General features: G+C 70.0%; 21 protein-coding genes and 1 pseudogene. 16 read left to right on the top strand and 6 right to left on the bottom strand.

Annotated features, from left to right (window positions below):
• The first annotated feature begins 156 nt into the window (after nt 1–156).
• The 3 genes from ACT2CW_RS44200 to ACT2CW_RS44190 all read left to right on the top strand — a co-directional run bounded on the left by ACT2CW_RS44200 (nt 157) and on the right by ACT2CW_RS44190 (nt 3,215).
• A complete protein-coding gene (locus tag ACT2CW_RS44200) occupies nt 157–1,056 on the top strand; it encodes a cyclase family protein (RefSeq protein WP_445520688.1) in 900 nt (299 codons plus the stop codon).
• A 248-nt stretch (nt 1,057–1,304) separates the two neighbouring features.
• Nucleotides 1,305–1,892, top strand: a complete 588-nt coding sequence (locus ACT2CW_RS44195; RefSeq protein WP_445520687.1) for a TetR family transcriptional regulator — start codon at nt 1,305–1,307, stop codon at nt 1,890–1,892.
• A 123-nt stretch (nt 1,893–2,015) separates the two neighbouring features.
• The gene (locus ACT2CW_RS44190; protein WP_445520686.1) at nt 2,016–3,215 is read left to right on the top strand and encodes an MFS transporter; all 1,200 of its coding nucleotides are present in this window, start codon (nt 2,016–2,018) and stop codon (nt 3,213–3,215) included.
• 111 nt (nt 3,216–3,326) lie between these two features.
• Here the strand turns inward: ACT2CW_RS44190 and ACT2CW_RS44185 are convergent, their stop codons facing one another.
• Together ACT2CW_RS44185 and ACT2CW_RS44180 are read right to left on the bottom strand one after the other, a co-directional pair.
• Nucleotides 3,327–3,839, bottom strand: a complete 513-nt coding sequence (locus ACT2CW_RS44185; RefSeq protein ID WP_445520704.1) for a hypothetical protein — start codon at nt 3,837–3,839, stop codon at nt 3,327–3,329.
• Between the two features lie 260 nt (nt 3,840–4,099).
• Nucleotides 4,100–4,363, bottom strand: a pseudogene (locus ACT2CW_RS44180) (recombinase family protein); the annotation flags it as partial.
• Nucleotides 4,364–4,370: 7 nt separating this feature from the next.
• Here ACT2CW_RS44180 and ACT2CW_RS44175 point away from each other — a divergent pair.
• Nucleotides 4,371–4,592, top strand: coding sequence for a hypothetical protein (locus ACT2CW_RS44175; protein WP_445520685.1), 222 nt, complete (start codon nt 4,371–4,373; stop codon nt 4,590–4,592).
• On the opposite strand, the gene ACT2CW_RS44170 is transcribed toward ACT2CW_RS44175, so the two are convergent.
• On the bottom strand, nt 4,581–5,117 hold the full coding sequence (locus ACT2CW_RS44170; RefSeq protein ID WP_445520684.1) for a hypothetical protein: 537 nt from the start codon (nt 5,115–5,117) through the stop codon (nt 4,581–4,583). The genes ACT2CW_RS44175 and ACT2CW_RS44170 overlap by 12 nt on opposite strands.
• A gap of 43 nt (nt 5,118–5,160) precedes the next feature.
• Between ACT2CW_RS44170 and ACT2CW_RS44165 the strand changes: the two genes are divergently transcribed.
• From ACT2CW_RS44165 to ACT2CW_RS44115, 11 genes are all read left to right on the top strand, one after another.
• Nucleotides 5,161–5,559: a hypothetical protein gene (locus ACT2CW_RS44165; RefSeq protein ID WP_445520683.1), complete on the top strand. Its 399-nt coding sequence runs from the start codon at nt 5,161–5,163 to the stop codon at nt 5,557–5,559.
• A complete protein-coding gene (locus tag ACT2CW_RS44160) occupies nt 5,544–6,677 on the top strand; it encodes a phage portal protein (protein WP_445520682.1) in 1,134 nt (377 codons plus the stop codon). The genes ACT2CW_RS44165 and ACT2CW_RS44160 overlap by 16 nt, the downstream gene beginning before the upstream one ends.
• Before the next feature lie 21 nt (nt 6,678–6,698).
• Nucleotides 6,699–7,316, top strand: coding sequence for a hypothetical protein (locus ACT2CW_RS44155; protein ID WP_445520681.1), 618 nt, complete (start codon nt 6,699–6,701; stop codon nt 7,314–7,316).
• Between the two features lie 37 nt (nt 7,317–7,353).
• Nucleotides 7,354–8,370, top strand: coding sequence for a phage minor capsid protein (locus ACT2CW_RS44150; protein WP_445520680.1), 1,017 nt, complete (start codon nt 7,354–7,356; stop codon nt 8,368–8,370).
• A gap of 9 nt (nt 8,371–8,379) precedes the next feature.
• A complete protein-coding gene (locus ACT2CW_RS44145) occupies nt 8,380–9,720 on the top strand; it encodes a hypothetical protein (RefSeq protein WP_445520679.1) in 1,341 nt (446 codons plus the stop codon).
• A gap of 337 nt (nt 9,721–10,057) precedes the next feature.
• Entirely contained in the window at nt 10,058–10,351 is a 294-nt protein-coding gene (locus ACT2CW_RS44140; RefSeq protein ID WP_445520678.1) for a hypothetical protein, read from the top strand.
• Nucleotides 10,348–10,686 carry a hypothetical protein gene (locus tag ACT2CW_RS44135; RefSeq protein WP_445520677.1) on the top strand — a complete coding sequence of 113 codons (339 nt, stop codon included), beginning with the start codon at nt 10,348–10,350 and terminating at the stop codon, nt 10,684–10,686. The genes ACT2CW_RS44140 and ACT2CW_RS44135 overlap by 4 nt, the downstream gene beginning before the upstream one ends.
• A gap of 198 nt (nt 10,687–10,884) precedes the next feature.
• A complete protein-coding gene (locus ACT2CW_RS44130) occupies nt 10,885–12,114 on the top strand; it encodes a helix-turn-helix domain-containing protein (protein WP_445520676.1) in 1,230 nt (409 codons plus the stop codon).
• Between the two features lie 55 nt (nt 12,115–12,169).
• Nucleotides 12,170–12,610 carry a hypothetical protein gene (locus ACT2CW_RS44125; RefSeq protein ID WP_445520675.1) on the top strand — a complete coding sequence of 147 codons (441 nt, stop codon included), beginning with the start codon at nt 12,170–12,172 and terminating at the stop codon, nt 12,608–12,610.
• A 619-nt stretch (nt 12,611–13,229) separates the two neighbouring features.
• Nucleotides 13,230–14,117, top strand: coding sequence for a radical SAM protein (locus ACT2CW_RS44120; protein WP_445520674.1), 888 nt, complete (start codon nt 13,230–13,232; stop codon nt 14,115–14,117).
• Nucleotides 14,114–15,253, top strand: a complete 1,140-nt coding sequence (locus ACT2CW_RS44115; protein WP_445520673.1) for a methyltransferase domain-containing protein — start codon at nt 14,114–14,116, stop codon at nt 15,251–15,253. Before ACT2CW_RS44120 ends, ACT2CW_RS44115 begins: the two co-directional genes overlap by 4 nt.
• A gap of 200 nt (nt 15,254–15,453) precedes the next feature.
• On the opposite strand, the gene ACT2CW_RS44110 is transcribed toward ACT2CW_RS44115, so the two are convergent.
• A complete protein-coding gene (locus ACT2CW_RS44110) occupies nt 15,454–15,672 on the bottom strand; it encodes a hypothetical protein (RefSeq protein WP_037951535.1) in 219 nt (72 codons plus the stop codon).
• A gap of 286 nt (nt 15,673–15,958) precedes the next feature.
• A complete protein-coding gene (locus ACT2CW_RS44105; RefSeq protein ID WP_037951761.1) occupies nt 15,959–16,195 on the bottom strand; it encodes a hypothetical protein in 237 nt (78 codons plus the stop codon).
• Nucleotides 16,196–16,512: 317 nt separating this feature from the next.
• Here ACT2CW_RS44105 and ACT2CW_RS44100 point away from each other — a divergent pair, with 317 nt between their 5' ends.
• The gene (locus ACT2CW_RS44100) at nt 16,513–17,907 is read left to right on the top strand and encodes a protein kinase domain-containing protein (RefSeq protein ID WP_445520672.1); all 1,395 of its coding nucleotides are present in this window, start codon (nt 16,513–16,515) and stop codon (nt 17,905–17,907) included.
• Between the two features lie 413 nt (nt 17,908–18,320).
• Here the strand turns inward: ACT2CW_RS44100 and ACT2CW_RS44095 are convergent, their stop codons facing one another.
• Entirely contained in the window at nt 18,321–19,139 is an 819-nt protein-coding gene (locus ACT2CW_RS44095) for a TrmH family RNA methyltransferase (protein ID WP_138916611.1), read from the bottom strand.
• Nucleotides 19,140–19,160 lie beyond the last annotated feature (21 nt).

Raw genomic sequence — 19,160 nt, 5'->3', positions numbered from 1 at the left:
GGCTGCCCCGGGATCGTAGCTGCTGCCGGGCGGGGTGCCGGGGCTCCGGGCCTCCTGGTGTCGGGCGATACACCCGCACGCGGGCCCACGCTCTCCCGATCGCATATGGGTTACAGATTTTGAACTCTGTAACCCACGGGGGTACGTTTCGACGCCATGGACACACAACACACGGGAGCGGGCGCGTCGGAGGACCTGCCGAACAACTGGGGCCGGTGGGGCGAGGACGACGAGCGCGGCACGCTCAACCTCATCACCGCCGAGGCCCGGGCCAGGGGCGCGGCGGAGGCCCGCAGCGGGCGGACGGTGTCACTCGCGCTTCCGATCCGGCCGGCGCCGCTCATCAGCGGCCCCTTCGCGCCCGCCACCCAGGACGCCTCGCCGGTTCAGCAGCTGATGGTGTACGTCGGCTCCCCGGCGCCCGCCACGGCGGATGTGATGCTGGTGACCAACCACCACCCGCGCTCCACCCACCTCGACGCGCTGGGGCACACGTTCCGGGACGGCCGGGTCTATCCGGGGCGGCCCGTGGACGAGGCCGTGACACCGGCCGGTGCCCGGCACGGCTCCACAGCGGCGTACGCCGCCGGGATCGCCACCCGGGGAATCCTGCTCGACCTGGCGGCCGACGGCCCGCTGCCCAGCGGCCACGCGGTCACCGCACGGGACTTCCAGGCGGCCGAGGAGCGCCAGGGCGTACGGCTGGAGTCCGGGGACGCCCTGGTGGTGCGCTGCGGATGGCCCATGACGCCCGACCCCGAGCGACCGATGCCGGGGATGAGCCTGGACGCGGTGCGCTGGATGCACCGGCGCGGTGTGTCGCTCTACGCGGGCGACATCGGCGACGCGCACCCGGACCTGGACCCCGCCTGCCCCCTGCCGCTGCACCGGGTCGCCCTCCCGTTGATGGGCCTGCCCCTGATCGACGCCGCCGAGGTGGACGAGCTCGCCGCCGTCTGCGCGGAACTGGGCCGCTATGCTTTCCTGCTCACGGTGGCGCCGCCGCGTATCCACGGGCTGACCGGGGTGCCCGTCAACCCGCTCGCGGTCTTCTGACGAGCCACTAAGCGCTCCGGTGGAAGTGCCCTGACCTGCCGTCGATCGTCCGCGGCGCCGTCGTGGCTGGTCGCGCCCGCGCGGCGGAGCCGCACATCGGCACAGCCCCGCGCCCCTGCGGGGCGCCACCGAACCGCAGCCGCATTCCGCCGACCCGCTGAGGAGGAACTGGAGTTGAGGGAGCAGTCGGTGCCCGCCGCCGGGGCCGGGAGCCGCGCGGTGCGGTGCGTACGGAACGGCGCGCCCTGATGCGTTCGGGCCCCCTCGACGCCGAGACCATCCTGACGGCCACCGAGGACGTGCTGCGCCGCCATGGACCGGCGAAGGCCACGGTGCTGGACGTGGCCCGGGCCCTGGGAGTCAGCCACGCCAGCGTCTACCGCCACTTCCCGTCCAAGGCGGCGCTGCGCGAAGCCGTCACCCGGCGCTGGCTCGGCCGGGCGCGCGACCCCCTCGCGGCGATCGCCGCCGACCCCCGGCAGGCCCCGCCCGAGCGGCTCCACACCTGGTTCACCACGCTCTTCACCGCCAAGCGGACCCTGGTGACCGAGGACCCGGAGCTCTTCGCCACCTACCGGGTCCTGACGGCCGAGCACAGCAGCGCCGCCGCCGACCATGTCACCGACCTGATCGGGCAACTGCGCGTCATCATCGCCGACGGCGTCACCAGCGGTGACTTCACCTCCCCCGACCCCACCGTGACGGCGCGAACCGTCTTCGACGCCACCATGGCCTACCACCACCCGGCGCACGCCCCCGAGTGGCAGTCCCGGGGGTCCGAGGCCGCCTTGCGGTCCATCTGCGCCCTGCTCATCGACGGCCTGCGCCCGCGCTGACGGCGGGTATGCGACATCACCCCTGAAGGGCGAGGGTGCGGTCGCAGACCTGCCAGCCACCGCTTGATGGAACCTGCTGGGCTGATGGCGAACGCACTGCCTTTCACAGGACGGAACGCCGCCATGCCGATCACCACCACCGCTTCGGCCAACGGCCGACTCTCAACCCCTCGGGCCCCGCTCAAGGGGTGGCCGGCCGTGGTCTCGGTGATGCTGGGGATCTTCGCCATCGTCACCACCGAGATCCTGCCGATCGGTCTGCTGACCTCGATCGGATCCAGCTTCACCGTCTCGGACGGGATGGCGGGACTGATGATGACCATGCCCGGCTTCCTGGCGGCCGTCGCCGCCCCACTCGTCACCGCGGTCACCGCACGCTTCGACCGCCGACCGATGCTGTGCGCCTTCATGCTCCTGCTGGCACTGGCGAACTTCCTCGCCGCCGCGGCACCCGACTACTGGCTCGTACTGACCTCTCGGATCATGGTCGGGATCACCATCGGCGGCTTCTGGTCGATCGGGGCGGGGCTGGCGGAACGACTGGTGCCACCGGCCTCGGTCGGCAGGGCTACCGCTGTGATCTTCTCCGCCGTCCCGCTGGGATCCGTCCTCGGCGTACCAACCGGCACCCTCATCGGAGATCTCGCCGGATGGCGAACGGCCTTCACCGTCATGGGAGCCCTGACGGTCGGCGTACTGGTCATGCTGCTCCTGCTCGTCCCGCCGCTTCCTCCGGTCCAGGCCACACGGCTGAGCGTCCTGCGCGGCATGCTCCGCGGCGTCGACATCCGCTTCGCGCTCTTGCTGACGTTCCTTGTCGTGCTGGCCCACTTCGGCACGTACACCTACGTGACACCGTTCCTGGAACAGGTCACCCACGCCAACGGCGGTCTGATCACCACGTTCTTGCTGCTCTACGGCGCCGCCGGCATCCTCGGCAACTTCCTGGGCGGCGCCTGGGTGGCCCGGCACCCCCGGACCGTCCTCGGGCTAGCGGCCGGTCTGATCGCCGCGGCCACCCTCCTCCTTCCGGCATTGGGCCGCTGGGAGGCGGGCGCGCTACCCCTGCTGATCGTGTGGGGCATCGCGTACGGCGCGGTGCCGGTCGCGTCGCAGACCTGCTTCTCCAAGGCAGCACCGCATGCCCCGGAAGCGGCCTCGGTCCTGTTCACCGCCTCCTTCCAGGCAACGATCTCCCTTGGCGCCCTCGCAGGGGGAGTCGTCCTGGACCACAGCTCTCCGTCCACGGTCATGGCGCTGGGCGGATGCACCGCGGTCCTCATGGCCCTGACCGCAGGCACGTTTCGCCGCACGGCTCACTGATCCGGACCGCGGAGACGTTCCTCGCCCGCGGAATCGGTGCCAAAAGGCGCGATGCCCGGACAGCTCCCCAGCTGTTGCGGTAAAACACTCAACGAAGAACGTCGGGAGTCCCTACGCCTTGACCTGCTTCTTGTCCTCCCAAGGGTCGGCCTCCCATACGGGATGGATCTGCACCGCTACGGTGCTCGCTTCGCCGTCCTCGGCGACTTCCTCGGGGTCCCTGCGTACCAGCACAACCCGCCGAATCAACTGCTTCAGCAACGCGTTCTGCTCGTCGACTTCCAGCGTCTCCCACTCGGCAGCAAGGCTGATGATCATCGGTTCGAAGTCCGTGCGGTCCGGTGCCTGCTCGACCTCGACGCACTGTTCGAGCTTGGCCTGTGTGTCGGCCTGCTTCTTCTTGATCCGGTCGCGTGCCGCTTCGTACTCGCCCGGCCCGTAGTCCTCTGGGCTGATGGCGTGCTCGGCCCGGAGCCGGGCGAGGCCAGCGCTCAGCTTGTCGAGCTCGGCCTGTAGACGCTCACGTTCGCGCGCAGCTTGGGCCCGTTCGTCGAGGACAGCAGCGCGCTTCTCCGGTACCGATGGGCCGCGTCGACCCCCGCCGCGGCCTCCCGCAGCACCCATTCCCATACCTCCTTTTCGATATCTGCTCGGGGCATCCATACGCCCTTGCAGCCGGCACCGCCGGTCTTGGCTCGCACGCTGCACCGGTTGGCGTGGCCGTCCTGGCCGACGATGGTTGCGCTGCCTCGGCATTCGCCGCGCCTCATGAGTCCTGTAAGGCGATAGAGCGCCTGTCGGGCGCGGGGCGGGGTGCTGCGTACCTCCTTGCGGCGCCGTTGGTATGCCTCCCACAGGTCCGGCGCGACGCATTCCTCGTGAGCGCCATTGACGAGTAGGTAATTGGGGCACCGCAGTCCCTGTTTGGCCCGCTCGCACGGGCACTCTCGGTCGTGCACGCGTAGCAGGCCAGCGGGAAAGCCGCTGTCCATGTAATGCTTCAGCGATGATTCCGACCACAGACGGTTTGCCGTGGTGCGGTAGCCGTGGCGGTTGAGCCACCCTGACAGGGCCTCGAATCCGTGGCGTCCCTCGGCGTAGTCGCGGTACAGGTCGGCGAGGGCCGGGCCACGTTCGGGGTGGAGCATCCGCAGCGTGTCGAGCCTGCTCGCCGCCGACCGCCTGCTCGTGCACCGGTCCTGCGAGGGACTGCTCACCGAGCTACCCGGTTACAGCTGGGACCCAAAAGCGACCGAGCGCGGCGAAGACTCCCCGCTCAAAGTCGACGACCACTCAGCCGACGCCCTGCGCTACGTCGTGCACTCGACGGCGCATGAGTGGCGCCACCTGTTCGCACAAGGCCAGCTACTCGGGTGATGTACCCAAGATTACCCGCGCAGCGTCGATGAACTCATCACGTCTTTCCTGAAGGGCGACTAACCCGTCATCGAAATGATCGAGACAAGATCTTCTGCATTCATCTGCATCCGCCGAGCACACCATCCCCAAGGCCACATCGGAATAGGTGAACTCGTGATACAGGTCGCGTGCGGCGTGCCACACGGGGTCCGGCCCGACCAGCGCGATGCTAGAGACAGACGCCGCCAGCCTATGAACACTGGCGGCGAACTGCCTCAATTCCTCTATCCTTGTCGCTCTATCAGGCATCTCCCCCAAAGAAAGCCCCGCGAACCGTCTCGATAACGCACGCATCGCACTGTCAGTCAGCATGACCTCATTCAGAAACGCATGGTAAGCAGCGGCACGTTCCTCCCTCACTACCCGGCCGTGGTCAAAACGCTTTTGCCCTCGGAATTGTATTTGCGCCGCCGCGTACGCAAGAACTGCCGTAACCAATGTCGCAGTGGCGCCAATCAGCGCACCCAGAATCCCCGCATCCATGGGGGCATTTTGCCGCAGACTCCGCAGAAGGGAGGCCCAAGGCATGTCCTTGCCTGCCAACGGCGCCGCGTGGCCGCCGCCGAGCTGGTCGCGCACGTATCGCGAGATGCGCCTCGACGACGCGTGGTACAGCGGCGACCGGCACCGCCTCGCCCGCATCTACGGCCACCACCCCGAGGCCCGCGAGCGCCGCAAGCTGTGGGGGCGTCGCTCGACAGAGCACCGGATGCGCAAGCGCGAGCAACGCCTACACGTGCCCCTGCCCGGCGATATCGCGCGCACGTCTGCCGACCTGCTGTTTGCCGACATGCCGGCGATCCGCGTCGACGACACCCCGACACAGGAACGCCTCGAGCAGCTGCTCGACGAGGGCAGCATTCAAGAGACCTACTCGGGGCCGCGGAGCAGGCCGCCGCCCTGTCGGGCGTGTTCCTGCGCGTGACGTGGGACCGCGAGCTAGCGCCGCGCCCCCTGCTCACCGTCATGCAGCCCGACGCCGCGATCCCCGAGTTCCGATTCGGCATGCTGCGCGCCGTCAACTTCTGGCGCGAGCTCGACGGCTCCACAGATCACACCGTGTGGCGGCACATCGAGCGGCACGAGACCGGCCGCGTGATGCACGCGCTGTACGAGGGCACGCCCGACAACATCGGCCGGCGCGTGCCGCTCAACGAGCACCCTGACACCGCCGACCTCGCCGCGCAGGTCGCCCCGGGCGACGACGGCGAGCCGAGCGTCGCAACCGGGATCACACAGCTCACGGCCGCCTACGTGCCGAACATGCTGCCGAACAGGCTGCACCGGTCCAGCCCCGTCGGCCGCTCGGACTACGCGGGCGTACACGACTTGTTCGACGCCCTCGACGAGACATGGACGTCATGGATGCGCGATATCCGCCTCGCCCGCGCGCGGCTGATCGTGCCCGATGGCTACTTGCGCAGCGAGGGCCCGGGCAACGGCGCATCGTTCGATGATGATCGCGAGGTCTGGCACGGCCTGAAGATGCCGCCCAACGAAGGCAGCGGCATCACACTCGCGCAGTTCGAGATCCGCGTCGCGGAACACCAGCGCACCGCCGAGAGCGTCGTACGACAGGCCGTGCAGACCGCCGGGTACGACGCGCAGGCGTTCGGCCTCGACGGCGACGGACAGCCCGTCACCGCGACGGAGGTCGACGCGCGCACGCAGCGCAGCATGGTCACCCGGAAGAAGAAGGCTGGCTACGCGCGGCACGCCCTCGCCGACATGCTGCACGTCATGTTGCAGATCGACCGGGCGCAGTTCGCATCGCCAATCACCCCGGAACGCCCGCGCGTCGAGTTCGGCGACGGAGTCGCACCGTCCGAGCAGCAGACGGCAACCACGCTCGATCTGCTCAACCGGGCCGGCGCCGTATCGACCTCGACGAAGGTCAAGATCCTGCACCCCGATTGGGACGACACCGCCGTAAAGTCCGAGGTCGCCGCGATCCTCGCCGAGACCGGCGCCGCCGCCCCCGATCCCGTCGGGCATTTTCCCCTCCACTCTCCGCCGATAGCGAAAATCGCAACGGCGACGTAGCTCTTGCCTCAAAGTGCAGCCATGCATCAAGAACGAAAACGCGGACGATCCAGCTATGCCCACCCCAGACGGCGACCGCGCCTGCCACGGCAGCGGACCGCACAAGAAGAGATCAGGCGTACCGATGAAAGTAGGGGGAGCGTCTGGATCAACACCATTTCCGCAGGCATCAGCGCTTTCATCGCAATTCCGGCTCTGATCCTCGCCCTATTGGCGTACGTCGACACGAAGCAACAAAAGGAAGAAGGGGACACCAAGGAGGCGGCACAGATTAGCTGGTTCGTAGTTTCGAGTCCCGGACCCGCAGATCGGCTGCAAATCGAACTTGAAAATCGAAGCCTGCGGCCGATTTACGACCCCATAATCGTTTTACCTCCGGTCACCCAGTTCATTCGTTTTGCCGAGACTGTAGCGCCCTGCACCAGAATAACCTACATAATTCCCGAGAAGTTGGCGGAACTCCCCAAGTATGGACACCTAGGGACAGTAGGTTTCCTGTTCTTTCGCGACTCCCTCAATCAGTGGTGGGAGACCGGTTACAGCGGAGGGTTGAGTAAGGATTCAGAACCTCCTTACGACCCCAATGATCTCAGTTCGCCCGTGGATACGCATCGCGAGGAACTACAGAATTGCGGATGATTGTTCGGGGGTGCGCAGGATGCCGATTCACCCGGGCATGGTCGAACCCCTCGCCGAGCGCACCCGCGTTTTGTACGCGGACGCCGAGAACCGGCTACTCGGCATCATCGCCCGGCAACTCGCCGACGGCCTCGACGCCCCGGGGTGGGCCGAGCGGAAGCTCGCCGCCGTGCAGGCACTCAGGCGCAGCGCACAGGCCGTCGTCGACGAGCTCGGCAAGGCCGTGACCCTCGACGTGTTCGACGCAGTTGCCGAGGCGTACAACGTGGGGCACCGCGCCGCGGGCGCCGAGCTCGGCGCCCTGTCGGACCGCGCCCGGCAGCTGGTCGACGAGATCACGCCGAACGCGCAGACCGTCGATCGCCTCGCCGAGCAGGCCGTCAACGTCGTCACGGCGACACACCGCTCGATTCTGCGCGCCGTCGTCGACAAGTTCCGGGCGATCGTCGCCGAGGTGACCGCTACACCGCTACTCGGCACCGGCACCCGCATGCATGCGACACAGGATGCGATGCGCCGGTTTGCCGACCAGGGCATCACGTCGTTTGTCGACCGCGCCGGCCGCCGATGGCAGCTCACGTCGTACGCCGAGATGGCTGTACGCACGTCCGTTGCCCGTGCCGCCACGGAGGCGCACGCGCGCACGTTGACCGACGCCGGTATCGAGCTGGTCGTCGTCTCCGATGCACCGCGCGAGTGCCCTCTATGCCGTCCCTGGGAGGGCCGTGTACTGACCCTCACTGGCCCGAGCGGCGAGCGCACTGTCGAGGTCGAGCACGCCCTCGACGACGGCCGCATGATCCCCGTCCGCGTGGCCGGATCGCTTGACGAGGCACGCCTCGCAGGGCTGCAACACCCCAACTGCCGTCACAGCGTGTCCGCGTACACCCCGGGCCTCACGCAGACTGAGCAGGCCGAGAGCGACCCGGACGGGTACGAGGCAGGGCAACGACAGCGCGCCATCGAGCGGCACATCAGGAAGTACAAGCGGCGCGCCGCCGCCTCGGTCGCCCCGGAGGCGAAGCGCGCCGCCGAGGCGAAGGTCAGGCAGTGACAGGCCGCCATGCGGTCGCACCTCGCCGCGCACCCCGACCTACGCCGCAACCGCACCCGAGAGCAGGAAGGCGCCGGCAACCTCCCGCCCGAGCAGCGCACCCGCGCCCGCAGGCAGCACGCACCCCAGCGAACCGCGCCCACGTCCGAGCAGATCGAGCCCGCCCGCGTGTGGTCTGGTGATATCCAGTCGGTACGGGAAATGAGCGACGACCAGCTCGCCGCCGCGATGCGGTCGAACCTGCTCGACGACCGCGCCCGTGCCCGCGTCGAAGCCGAGGCCGACCGCCGCGACCTCGAGCAGCTGCTCGCCCGCGTCCGGCCCGGCGGCACCATGGGCCCCGACCTCACACCGTTCAGCGACAGCGAACTCGCCCGCGCCTTCCCGCACCTCGACGACGCCGACGCGCTGCGCGTCATGGCCGAGATGGACCGGCGCGACCTCGCCAGCCGCCTACCGAGCGTGCGCCCCGAGCTGGTCGGTCTCTCCGATCATGACCTCGCCGCGCGCGCCCGCAGGGCGGACCCTGCCACCCTCGCACTACTCACCGCCGAGGCAGCCCGCCGCAACCTGCTCGCAAGACTGTTCCCCGGCGGGAACCTGCTCGCCGACCTCACGGCCGTATCCGACGACGAGCTCGCATGGTGCATGCAGTACGCCACCACCGCCGAACTCGACCGTATCGTCGCCGAGTTCGACCGCCGCGAGGCCGTCGACCTACCGGCCCCGGCCGACACCGGTAACGCGGTCGACGACCTGCTCGCCGACCGCGACGCCCTCGCCGACGCCATGCAGCCGGCGCCCGACCCGGAGCAGTGGGGCGCCCTCGCCAACGACGAGTTTTGGGAGGACTTGAAGGAGGCCGCCGCCAAGCAGCACCGCGGCGACGACGGCGACCAGGAGCAGGACGAGCGGCGACGCATCACTCGCCGCGAGGCCCGCGCCCTGTACGACGAGTACGTGTACCGGCAGTACCTCGCCGCCGAGGACGCCTGTAACGGGTACCTGCTCAACGCCAAGGCCAAGGCCGACGGCATCAACCCGGCAACCCTGTTCAGCGGCCCCGCGCGCATCGCGTACGCACGCGCGTCGGATGAGCTGAAAGAGTGGTGGGCCGAACACGGCCGACTCACTCAGGCCGAGTGGTATGGGCACGCGCGAGGAGATCGTCAAGGCGATCACGGCCGGCCGCGAGGCAGGCGACCGCGGCGACGACCCGCGCACCTGCCCGTACCCCGGCACGTCGACACTGCGCACCGCGTGGATCAGGGGATACGTCGAGCGGCGCCCCCCGTCCGCGCAACAGTAAGGGGTTCAGCCCTGGGGCTGAACCCCTTACTGACTTACTGACGTTGCGCCTAGTCCCCGTGGCCGCCTCCGTCAGACCCTGGCTGAGGCCGCTTCAGAGCCCGTCGAATCACCATCTGCCTGTGCAGCTCGCACAGCAGCTTTACGAGGTAATAGGCGATCAGGGAGATGTCCCCGATATCTTCCATCGTCGCTAACCCGTCCATGCTGCGCCCCCTCCTGAGAGGGGGACACATAAACAGCCGTCAGCAGCAGACGACTCCCGCCCGGGACATATGGGCAGGGGGCGCTAAACAGTCCCTTCAATGCCCTTAACGCGCCTGCCTTTAGTCCGGTTCCGCATCTCAGACCAGGGCCCGCCCCCAGCGGGCCCTTTTGCATGCACGCGCATGGTCGCCAGGAGCGGCCCGCAGGCGTGCAGGGGCGCCGCCAGGAGCGGGCCCCCACCGCAAGGCCACACCTGCTCGCCGTCCCCGCCGTACTGCCCGCCCTCACCGCCGTGATCGCCGATAACGACGCCCTCGCCGTCGCCGCCCCATGGCTGGTCGCCGCAGCCGGATCGGCCGCCGCCGCGGCGGGCATCATCGCCCGCATCATGGCCGCGCCCGCCGTCGAGCAGCTGCTCGACCGACTCGGCATCGGCCTTCCCGACACCGGGGGCGGCACCGAGTGACCGAGCCCTCGCCCAACGATCCGGCCACGGTCGCCCTCGAGCTCGAGCGCATTCGACGAACCATCGAGGTCGGGTTCACCCGCACCGACGGCGCCCTCGCCCTGCTCGTCCAGCGCCACGACCAAAGCGACGAGACGCAGAAGGACCACGCCCGACGCCTCGACACCCACGACGCGCGCCTCGACACCCTCGAGCGCGGCGAGACCGAGCGCCAGAAGCGCAGCGACGCCCGACTCGACGCCCTCGAGCGCGCACGCTGGCCGCTCCCATCCGTGGCCGCGCTGGTCGCCCTGTGCGGCCTGCTGCTGTCCCTGTGGCAGCTCACCAGCCGATGACACCAACGCCCCCGTACGGCCGGTCACGGTCGCGCGGGGGCGCCTTTGTCGTCCCTAGCGCACTTATTGACCTGTAGCGCTCCACACCCGTCGCGCACCGTGGGTACCGTTCTGAGGTATACGCCCGACGGATGGAGCACGGATGCATCGCCGCCCGCTCGAACCCCGCTGGCGCCCCACCGCAAAGGGGGCGCACTGATGTTGGAAGAAGCCGAGGAGATCGGCCGTCGCGCACGGCGCGCCCGGCTCCGTCTCGGGATGCCCCAGGCCGACCTCGCCGCCGCCCTGGGGAAGTCTCAGGGGTGGGTGTCGAAGATGGAACGCGGCCTCATCGAACTTGATCGGGTCGGCCTGCTCAATCTGCTCGCCGCCGAGCTGCATGTACACCCGAATGACCTGATCGGCCGTCCGTACAACAGCTCACCCGACGAGAACCAATGGCAGGTCGCCGCGTCATCCGTCCTGCGCGAGCTGCGCCGGTACGACCTCGCCCCCATCTTCGACGGCACCCCGCGGCCGGCTGGTCAGCTCTGGCAGGAGACCACCCGACTGCACCATCTACGCGACGCCGCAGCAAATGTCGCGATCATGCAGGTGCTTCCCGACCTGTTCCGGGAAGCGCGCGCCCTCGCCGAGGTATCCACTGGTCATGAGCGCGAGGAAGCGTTCGCGATCTACGCCGTGTGCTGCAAGTTCGCGCACACCGCCGCGCACGCCCTCGGCCATCCCGAATTGGTGGCCATGGCCTGTGAACGGGCCGCATGGTCAGCGCGGCTGTCTGGTGATTCAGTCATGCCAGCCGTGGCGGACTGGATGCGGGTATGGGATATGTGGGCAACCGCAGATTGGGCGGATGCCGTCGCCCTCTCGGACAAGGCGCTTCGAAGCGTGCAGCAGGGTTACGACCAGGGCGAACCGCTGGCCATTCGCGCATGGGGCTCGCTGCAACTGCGCGCGGCGGTTTCGGCAGCACGGGGCGGACTCCGGGCGGAGGCCGAGGACCGCATCGCGCACGCCAGGGACGCCGCAGATCGGTTGGGCGCATGCTCCGGTCCGCCGGTGTATGACCGGCATTCGCTGACGTTCTCGCCGGGCAACGTGCAGATTCACGCCATCAGCGTTGCGCTTGAGATGCGCGAGCAGCGAAGGGCTCTGGCCATAAACCGCAAGACCAGTTCGGAACTTGTCGCCGCGCTCCCCAACTCCCGCCAGGGACACCACCACATGGACCTTGCCCGCGCCTGGCTTTGGGATGGCGACCGGGACAAGGCGTTGACGGAACTGGAGAAGGCCGAACGCATCGCGCCCCAGCTCATCCGCAACCACCCCATTGCGCGGTCAACCCTGCGTAGCCTCGTCTACGCCGAACGAGCGACCACCCGTGAGAAGCTGCGCCGCATGTCAGACCGCTTTCACCTCGATGGATGAGGGTGATATTCCTGCGGTTCATATTCGGCTGCTGCCCTGCTCCTAGCTTCGGGGCATGGCCGAACAGACTTCGAAGCAACTTCCCGCGCAGGGCGCCGAGTTAAGCGCAGCCACCCCGTTTCGCCCCCGGCTCGGCGACCTCGCCTCAGACCTCGCGGAGAACGGGCGGATCGGCGTCGTCGTCCGTGTACCGGGCGCAAGCTCGGCGTCCTACCACCTGCGCCCGCCGGGAGGTGGCCGGGAATGGTCGGCCCCGTCCAGCGGTGACACCTTGCGCCCCGTGCCCGTGCCGGTCACCCACGTCAGTCCCCTGAAACGGGATGTCATCTACGACCACCGGGCGCAGCAGGCCGCCCTACCGGTCATGGTCCACCACGAAGACGGCGGCATGTCCGAGTCGGTCCTGATTCTGGAGCCCGCGCAGGTCGAGCTGTACCGAATCCAGCTCGACCACATCATCGAGCAGCGGCACCAGGCCCGAGGGGGTAAGCCGTGAGCGCGGCTGTGCTGACGCTCGCTCCGCCTGGCTCGGCACACACTTCCGCGCGGCTCCCCCTCGCCTTCCACTGTTCTGCGACCGCCCACGACCTCAGCGGCACCCGCGAGGTCATACTCGCCACCTACCGAGCGCCCACGCCTCGACTGGCCGCCCGTTGGATGCAAGCCGAAGCGCTGCGCCTCGCCCGCCTGTTCGCCCCCCACCCTGGCGAGCCCTATCTCGGGAGGGCTCCCGTCGTCCCCACCGGGCCTACGTGTCCCCGCCCTCACGCCTACCTATACGCATGGGCTCAGGAACCCGGCCAGTACGAGCAGGCCCTGCTGACACTCGCAGCCGCCGAGCCGTACCGCATCAGCGTGACCGACTACGACGCCCGGTACAACCTGCTCGCCGCTCCCCTGCTGATGCCGCCCAAGCCCCCACAGTCCCCCGCCCCCGCCGGGTGCCAACCCTCCCCGGCGAGGGCGGGCCGGCGCCGCCGGAAACCGGCGAGGCACGCCGCCCGTTGACCGCCGCCCCCGCGTTTTTACCGGTTCCCCCGCGGCGCGGGGGCGGTGCACCACCCCAGGCGACCGCAGGGTCAGGGTCGCACCCGTCTACTCATGGAGGCACTCACGTGAGCACAGCTACCGTGATCGGTATTCAATCCGTTGAGCTGGAGATCACCGGGACCTGCCAACTCCGGTGTACCCACTGCTGCACCGACAGCAGCCCGCAGGCGCCCTCCGGGCACATGACTCGCGAGGACTGGTCGCACGTCATCGCTGACGTGGCCGAGCTGGGCATCCCCCTGGTCCAGTTCATCGGCGGCGAGCCGACCCTCTCACCGCACCTGCCACAGTTCATCGACGAAGCCCTCGACGCCGGCCTCGAAGTCGAGGTGTATTCGAACCTCACCCACGTACGGCCCTCTCTCTGGGACTCCTTCAGCCGTAAAGGCGTCTGCCTCGCCACGTCCTACTACAGCGACGACCGGGCCCAGCACGAGCAGATCACCCGCACGCGCGGAAGCCTCGACCGCACCAGGGCGAACATCATCGAAGCGGTCCGGCGCGGTATCCCCATGCGCGCCGGCATCGTCGAAGTGATCGAGGGGCAGCGCGTCGAGCAGGCCAAAGCGGAGCTGCACCGGCTCGGCATCAAGGAAATCCAGGTCGACCGCATGCGCAAGATCGGCCGCGCGGCCGAGCCGGACACGAGCATGCCGACCACCGCCGAGCTGTGCGGGCACTGCTTCCGGCACCGCGTATCCGTCTCCCCCGACGGGGCCGTGTCCGGCTGCATCCTCAGCCGCTTCATGGTCGCCGGCAACGTCCGCGAACAGCGTCTCGCCGAGATCCTGCACAGCGACCGATGGGGCGAGATGATTGCAGCCGTGCCCGAGCCGCGCACCGGCGCCTGTACCCCGGCCGATTCGAACGACTGCGACCCCGCCCGTACGCCCGCCTGCGCCCCGAAGCACTTCGCACCCGCCCCGCCTCCCTCCCTTGGAGTCCACGCGTGAACTGGTCCACCCGCGCCGCCGCTCTGGCCGGCGCCGCGACACACCGGCACTCCCGATGGGCACCGGCCGTCGCCGCCACGCCACGGCACCTGTTCGTCCCCCGATGGTGGGAGCGCGGTTCGGACGGCTGGGAGCTGCACGACGGCCCCTCAGACCCGGATCGCTGGCTTGACACGGCGTACCGCGACACCTCGCTCGTGACCCGTGTCGGCCCCTTACACGCCGACCACGCCACGGCGGCCGACCGGCCGCACGGCCGGCCGACGTCCTCGGCCACCCTGCCGAGCCTGGTCGTGGGCATGTTCCAGCACGCCCGCATCGACGATGGCGACCGCCTGCTCGACGTGGGCACGGGAAGCGGGTACGGGGCCGCCCTCGCTGCCCGCCGGCTGAGCGACGAGCAGGTGACGAGTGTCGATGTCGACCGCTACCTGACCGAGGCCGCCCGCAAGCGGGTGGGCGAGGCTGGGGTCGCTCCCACGCTCGACACGATCGACGCGACCGGAGACCTGCCGTACGAGCCTGCGAGCTTTGACCGAATCGTCGCCACTGTGTCAGTACGCACGATTCCCGAAAGCTGGCTTCGGGTGCTCCGCCCCGGCGGTCGGCTGGTGACCACGATCGCCGGTACCTCCCTCCTCGTCACGGCCGAGAAGGACGAGGACGGGGGCGCGACCGGGCGCGTCGAGTGGGACCGGGCAGGGTTCATGCACGCTCGCCACGGTGACGACTACCCGCCCGGGATGGCCGTTCGCCTCGCCAAGGCCGCGGAACTGGACGGAGATGAAGTGACTCGCGGTCCGTACCCCGTCGTCGACGTGGCGAACGCGTGGGACCTCGCGTCCATGCTCGACATCGAGGCGCCCGGTATCGAGCACGAGTACCGGGAGGACGGCGAGCAGCGTGTCGCGCTCATGGCACATGCCGACGGATCGTGGGCCCGTGCGACGGCGACCGGGAACGAGCGGCCCACCGTGCACCAGGGCGGCCCCCGCCGGCTGTGGGACGCCCTCGACAAGGTCCGCGACTACTGGCTGAGTCACGGCGAGCTACCGGTGCGAGGGGCCCGAGTGGACATCATGCCCGACGGCCGTACCTTCCTCGGCCGCGGGAAGTGGTCCGTCGAGCTGAGCTGATCCCGGCGGGAGCTACCGCCCGGGCCGGGCCCCGCTGACGGGTTCCTTACGGCGGCGGTCCGGATCGGCCCCGAAAAGGCGCGATGCCCGGACAGCTCCCCAGCTGTCCGGGCATTCGTGCCGTCCGCCGCACCCCCGTCCCCACGGGGTTAATGGCCGGAAGTCCCCGGCCCGGGCCGCTCTCCCGGGCCCGGGGCGCCTCAGCGCCCCAGCATTCCCGCCACGGACGACGCTTGTGTGACGACGGCATCCCAGCCGCCGAAGGTGATGGTCAGGAGGATGGCCATCGGCAGCACCATCGCCGCCGCGACCAGAGGATGGCGGGTGCCGGTCTGCGGGCCGCCGAACGCGTCCACCGCCGCGCTCACGGACCTGCGACGACGTGTTCCGATGACCGTGCGTCCAGCCGTGTCCGCCATCGTCCCTCCTCCGTCACATCTGGGGGCGGCGAGCGTCTGACCTCGGGGGACGAGTGCTGCGCCCGCCGCTTGACCACAACATTAGGCGCGCACCCCGGTCCTCGGCGTCATGCCTTCGTACCGATTGCCGGGCCTCCCGGAGGATGACCCCGGGAGGCGTCGACTACTCCCCTGGGTGGAGACGCGCCCTCACGCCTTGGGGTCTTCCCGGAAGGGGTCGCGGAAGCGCTCTCTCCGGATGCCCTCCGGAGTCAGCGGAGTGTGCCCCTCCGAGCCTGTGCGAGCCCTACTCACCCTCCCCCTCCTCACTCCGCGGAACCGGCTGCTCCACCAGGGCCAGGACCCGGTTGGCCATGAAGCGGGCCGTCCGCACCACGGACCCATTACGGGTGACTTCGCTCACTTCCACCACCCCCCGCCGGACCGCCGTCTCGACCCTCCGGCCCGCCCTGGTGGCCACCACTTCATATGTCCGCGTCGTGTCCCCCGCGTCCACGACTATCTCCACACGATCACCCTTCACGGTCTCAATCCCCCTCCTGAGACGGCCTTTTGAGATCACGCAGCAGCGGGCCCGAGCGCGGATTGCCACGGTTCCGACCCACTTCTCCAGGATCTCAGGCACCACTGACAATCCATCGGCCGACGCATGCGCGGCCTCTCAGCGCGAGGGGCCGTCAATCCGTAAGCTGTGCACGTCAGACGGACGGCAACGGAACAACAGCGGCGAACCGACGGCAGTTCGACGGCAAACGGCAAGCAGACGGCAAGCAGACGGCAGCGGATGGGGCTCCCCACCAGGGGTTAAGGGGAGGGGCCCACCGGAGGTAGGGGACGGACATGGCGATGATGCGGCTCCGGCGCGAGGACCCGCGTGTCGTCGGCTCCTTCCGCCTCCACCGGCGGCTCGGCGCGGGCGGCATGGGGGTGGTCTACCTCGGCTCCGACCGGCGCGGACAGCGGGTGGCCCTGAAGGTGATCCGGCCGGACCTCGCCGAGGACCGGGAGTTCCGGTCCCGGTTCGCCCGGGAGGTCTCCGCGGCACGGCGGATCCGCGGCGGCTGTACGGCCCGGCTGGTCGCCGCCGACCTGGAGGCCGACCGCCCCTGGTTCGCCACCCAGTACGTACCGGGCCCCTCCCTCCACGACAAGGTGAACGAGGAGGGCCCGCTGCCCGCCGCCCAGGTCGCGTCGATCGGGTCGGCGCTGGCGGAGGGGCTGTTGGCGGTCCATGAGGCGGGGGTCGTCCACCGCGACCTCAAGCCCTCCAACATCCTGCTCTCGCCCAAGGGCCCGCGCATCATCGACTTCGGCATCGCCTGGGCGACCGGGGCCAGCACTCTCACCCACGTGGGCACGGCGGTCGGCTCGCCCGGCTTCCTCGCGCCCGAGCAGGTGCGGGGCGCGGCGGTGACCCCGGCGACCGATGTCTTCGCGCTGGGCGCCACGCTCGCGTACGCCTCGACGGCGGACTCGCCGTTCGGGCACGGCAGTTCCGAGGTGATGCTGTACCGGGTGGTCCATGAGGAGCCGCAGCTGCTGGGCGTCCCCGACGCGCTGGCACCGCTGCTCCACGCCTGCCTGGCGAAGGATCCGGAGGACCGGCCGAGCACGCTGCAACTGTCGCTGCGGCTGAAGGAGATCGCGGCGCGCGAGGCGCATGGTCATGGCTCTGGTGCCGGGGCTGGTTCCGGTGCCGGGGCTGGGGCTGGGGCCGGGGCCGGGGCCGGGGCCGGGGGCTACGGTGGTGGGCAGGGCCGTCCTCCGGCGCGGCGCCCCGAGGCGCGCCCCGAGGCGTATGCCGACCAGCACACGGAGCGGCGTTCCGGCGGTACGCCCGCGCCGCGGAGCGGGCCTCCGGCCCAGCGGCCGGGGGCCAGTACGGGCGGGTCCTCGGGCCGCCCCTCGGGGCGGAACACGCCCGCGCGCCCGGGGCAGCGCCGCGGTGGCGCGAGACCGCCCGCGCGTACCGGGCGGCCGGCCCAGACCGTGCGCACCTCGCCGAACGGGCGCCGCCCCGGCGGGCCCAACCGGCGGCTGCTGCGGCAGCGGCTGACCGTGTTCGTCGTGGTGACGCTGCTGGTGGCGTTGGGGATCGCTGCGGCGCAGGGTTGCCAGGGGCCGGCGAACGGGCTGGGGGCGCCGCTCGGGCCGACGGGGGCGGTCTCGTCGGCGGCACCGGGGTCGGTGGGGGCCGAGGTTGACGGCCGCCAGGGCGTGTCCGGCGGAGCTTGACGCCTGCGGCGGGCTGCTCCCCTCCCCGCCCCTTCCCGAAACTGGGGCTCCGCCCCAGACCCCGCTCCTCAAACGCCGGAGAGGCTGAAAGGCCAGACGCCGGAGAGGCTGGAAGGCGGGGCTTCGCCCCAAGCCCCGCTCCTCAAACTCCCCCAGCTACCGCTGGGAGGCGCCCCCCGGAGAGGCTGGAAAGCGGGGCTTCGCCCCGGGCCCCCGCTCCCCGAACTTCCCCAGCTACCGCTGGGAGGTGTCCCCCGAAGGGGCTGGAAAGCGGGGCTTCGCCCCAGGCCCCGGGCCTCACGCTCCCCCAGCTACCGCTGGGAGGTGTCCCCCGGAGGGGCTGGGAGGCGGGGCTCCGCCCCAAGACCCCGGGGGCCCGGGGTACCAGGGGCGGAGCCCCTGGCACACGGCTGTCAGTGGCCCGGCCGGCCCGATGTGACCGCGTAGAAGGCGACCGCCGCTGCCGCGCCCACGTTGAGGGAGTCCACGCCGTGGGCCATGGGGATGCGGACCCACTCGTCCGCGGCCATCAGGGCCTGGGTGGAGAGGCCGTCGCCCTCCGCGCCCAGCATCAGCGCGACCCGCTCCAGGCGGTGCGGGGCCGCGTCGTCGATGGTGGTGGCCTTCTCGTCGGGGGTCAGCGCGAGGATCTTGAAGCCCGCCTCCCGGACCGCCTCCAGCCCGCGCGGCCAGCTCTCCAGCCGGGCGTACGGCACGGAGAAGACGGCGCCCATGGAGACCTTGACCGAGCGCCGGTAGAGGGGGTCGGCGCAGTCCGGGGAGAGGAGCACGGCGTCCATGCCGAGGGCCGCCGCGCTGCGGAAGATGGCGCCGGTGTTGGTGTGGTCGTTGACGGACTCCATGATGGCGACGCGACGCGCGTCCGCCAGGATCGTCTCCGCGTCCGGCAGCGGCTTGCGCTGCATGGAGGCGAGGGCGCCGCGGTGGACGTGGTAGCCCGTCACGCGTTCGGCCAGTTCGGGGCTGACGGCGTAGACGGGGGCGGGGACGTCCTCGATCACGTCCCGCATCACATCGACCCACTTGGACGACAGCAGCATCGAGCGCATCTCGTAACCGGCGACCCGGGCGCGCCGGATCACCTTCTCGCCCTCGGCGATGAACAGGCCCTCGGCCGGCTCCCGCTTGCGGCGTAGCTCCACATCGGTCAGACCCGTGTAATCGCTCAGCCGCGGGTCGTCCGGATCATCGACGGTGATGAGATCAGCCACTTAAGTGATACTGCCTTGTCC

Source organism: Streptomyces sp. NEAU-174 (assembly GCF_052665095.1).
The sequence above is the reverse complement of the archived record's forward strand: the minus strand, read 5'-3'. Positions and strand labels throughout refer to the sequence as shown.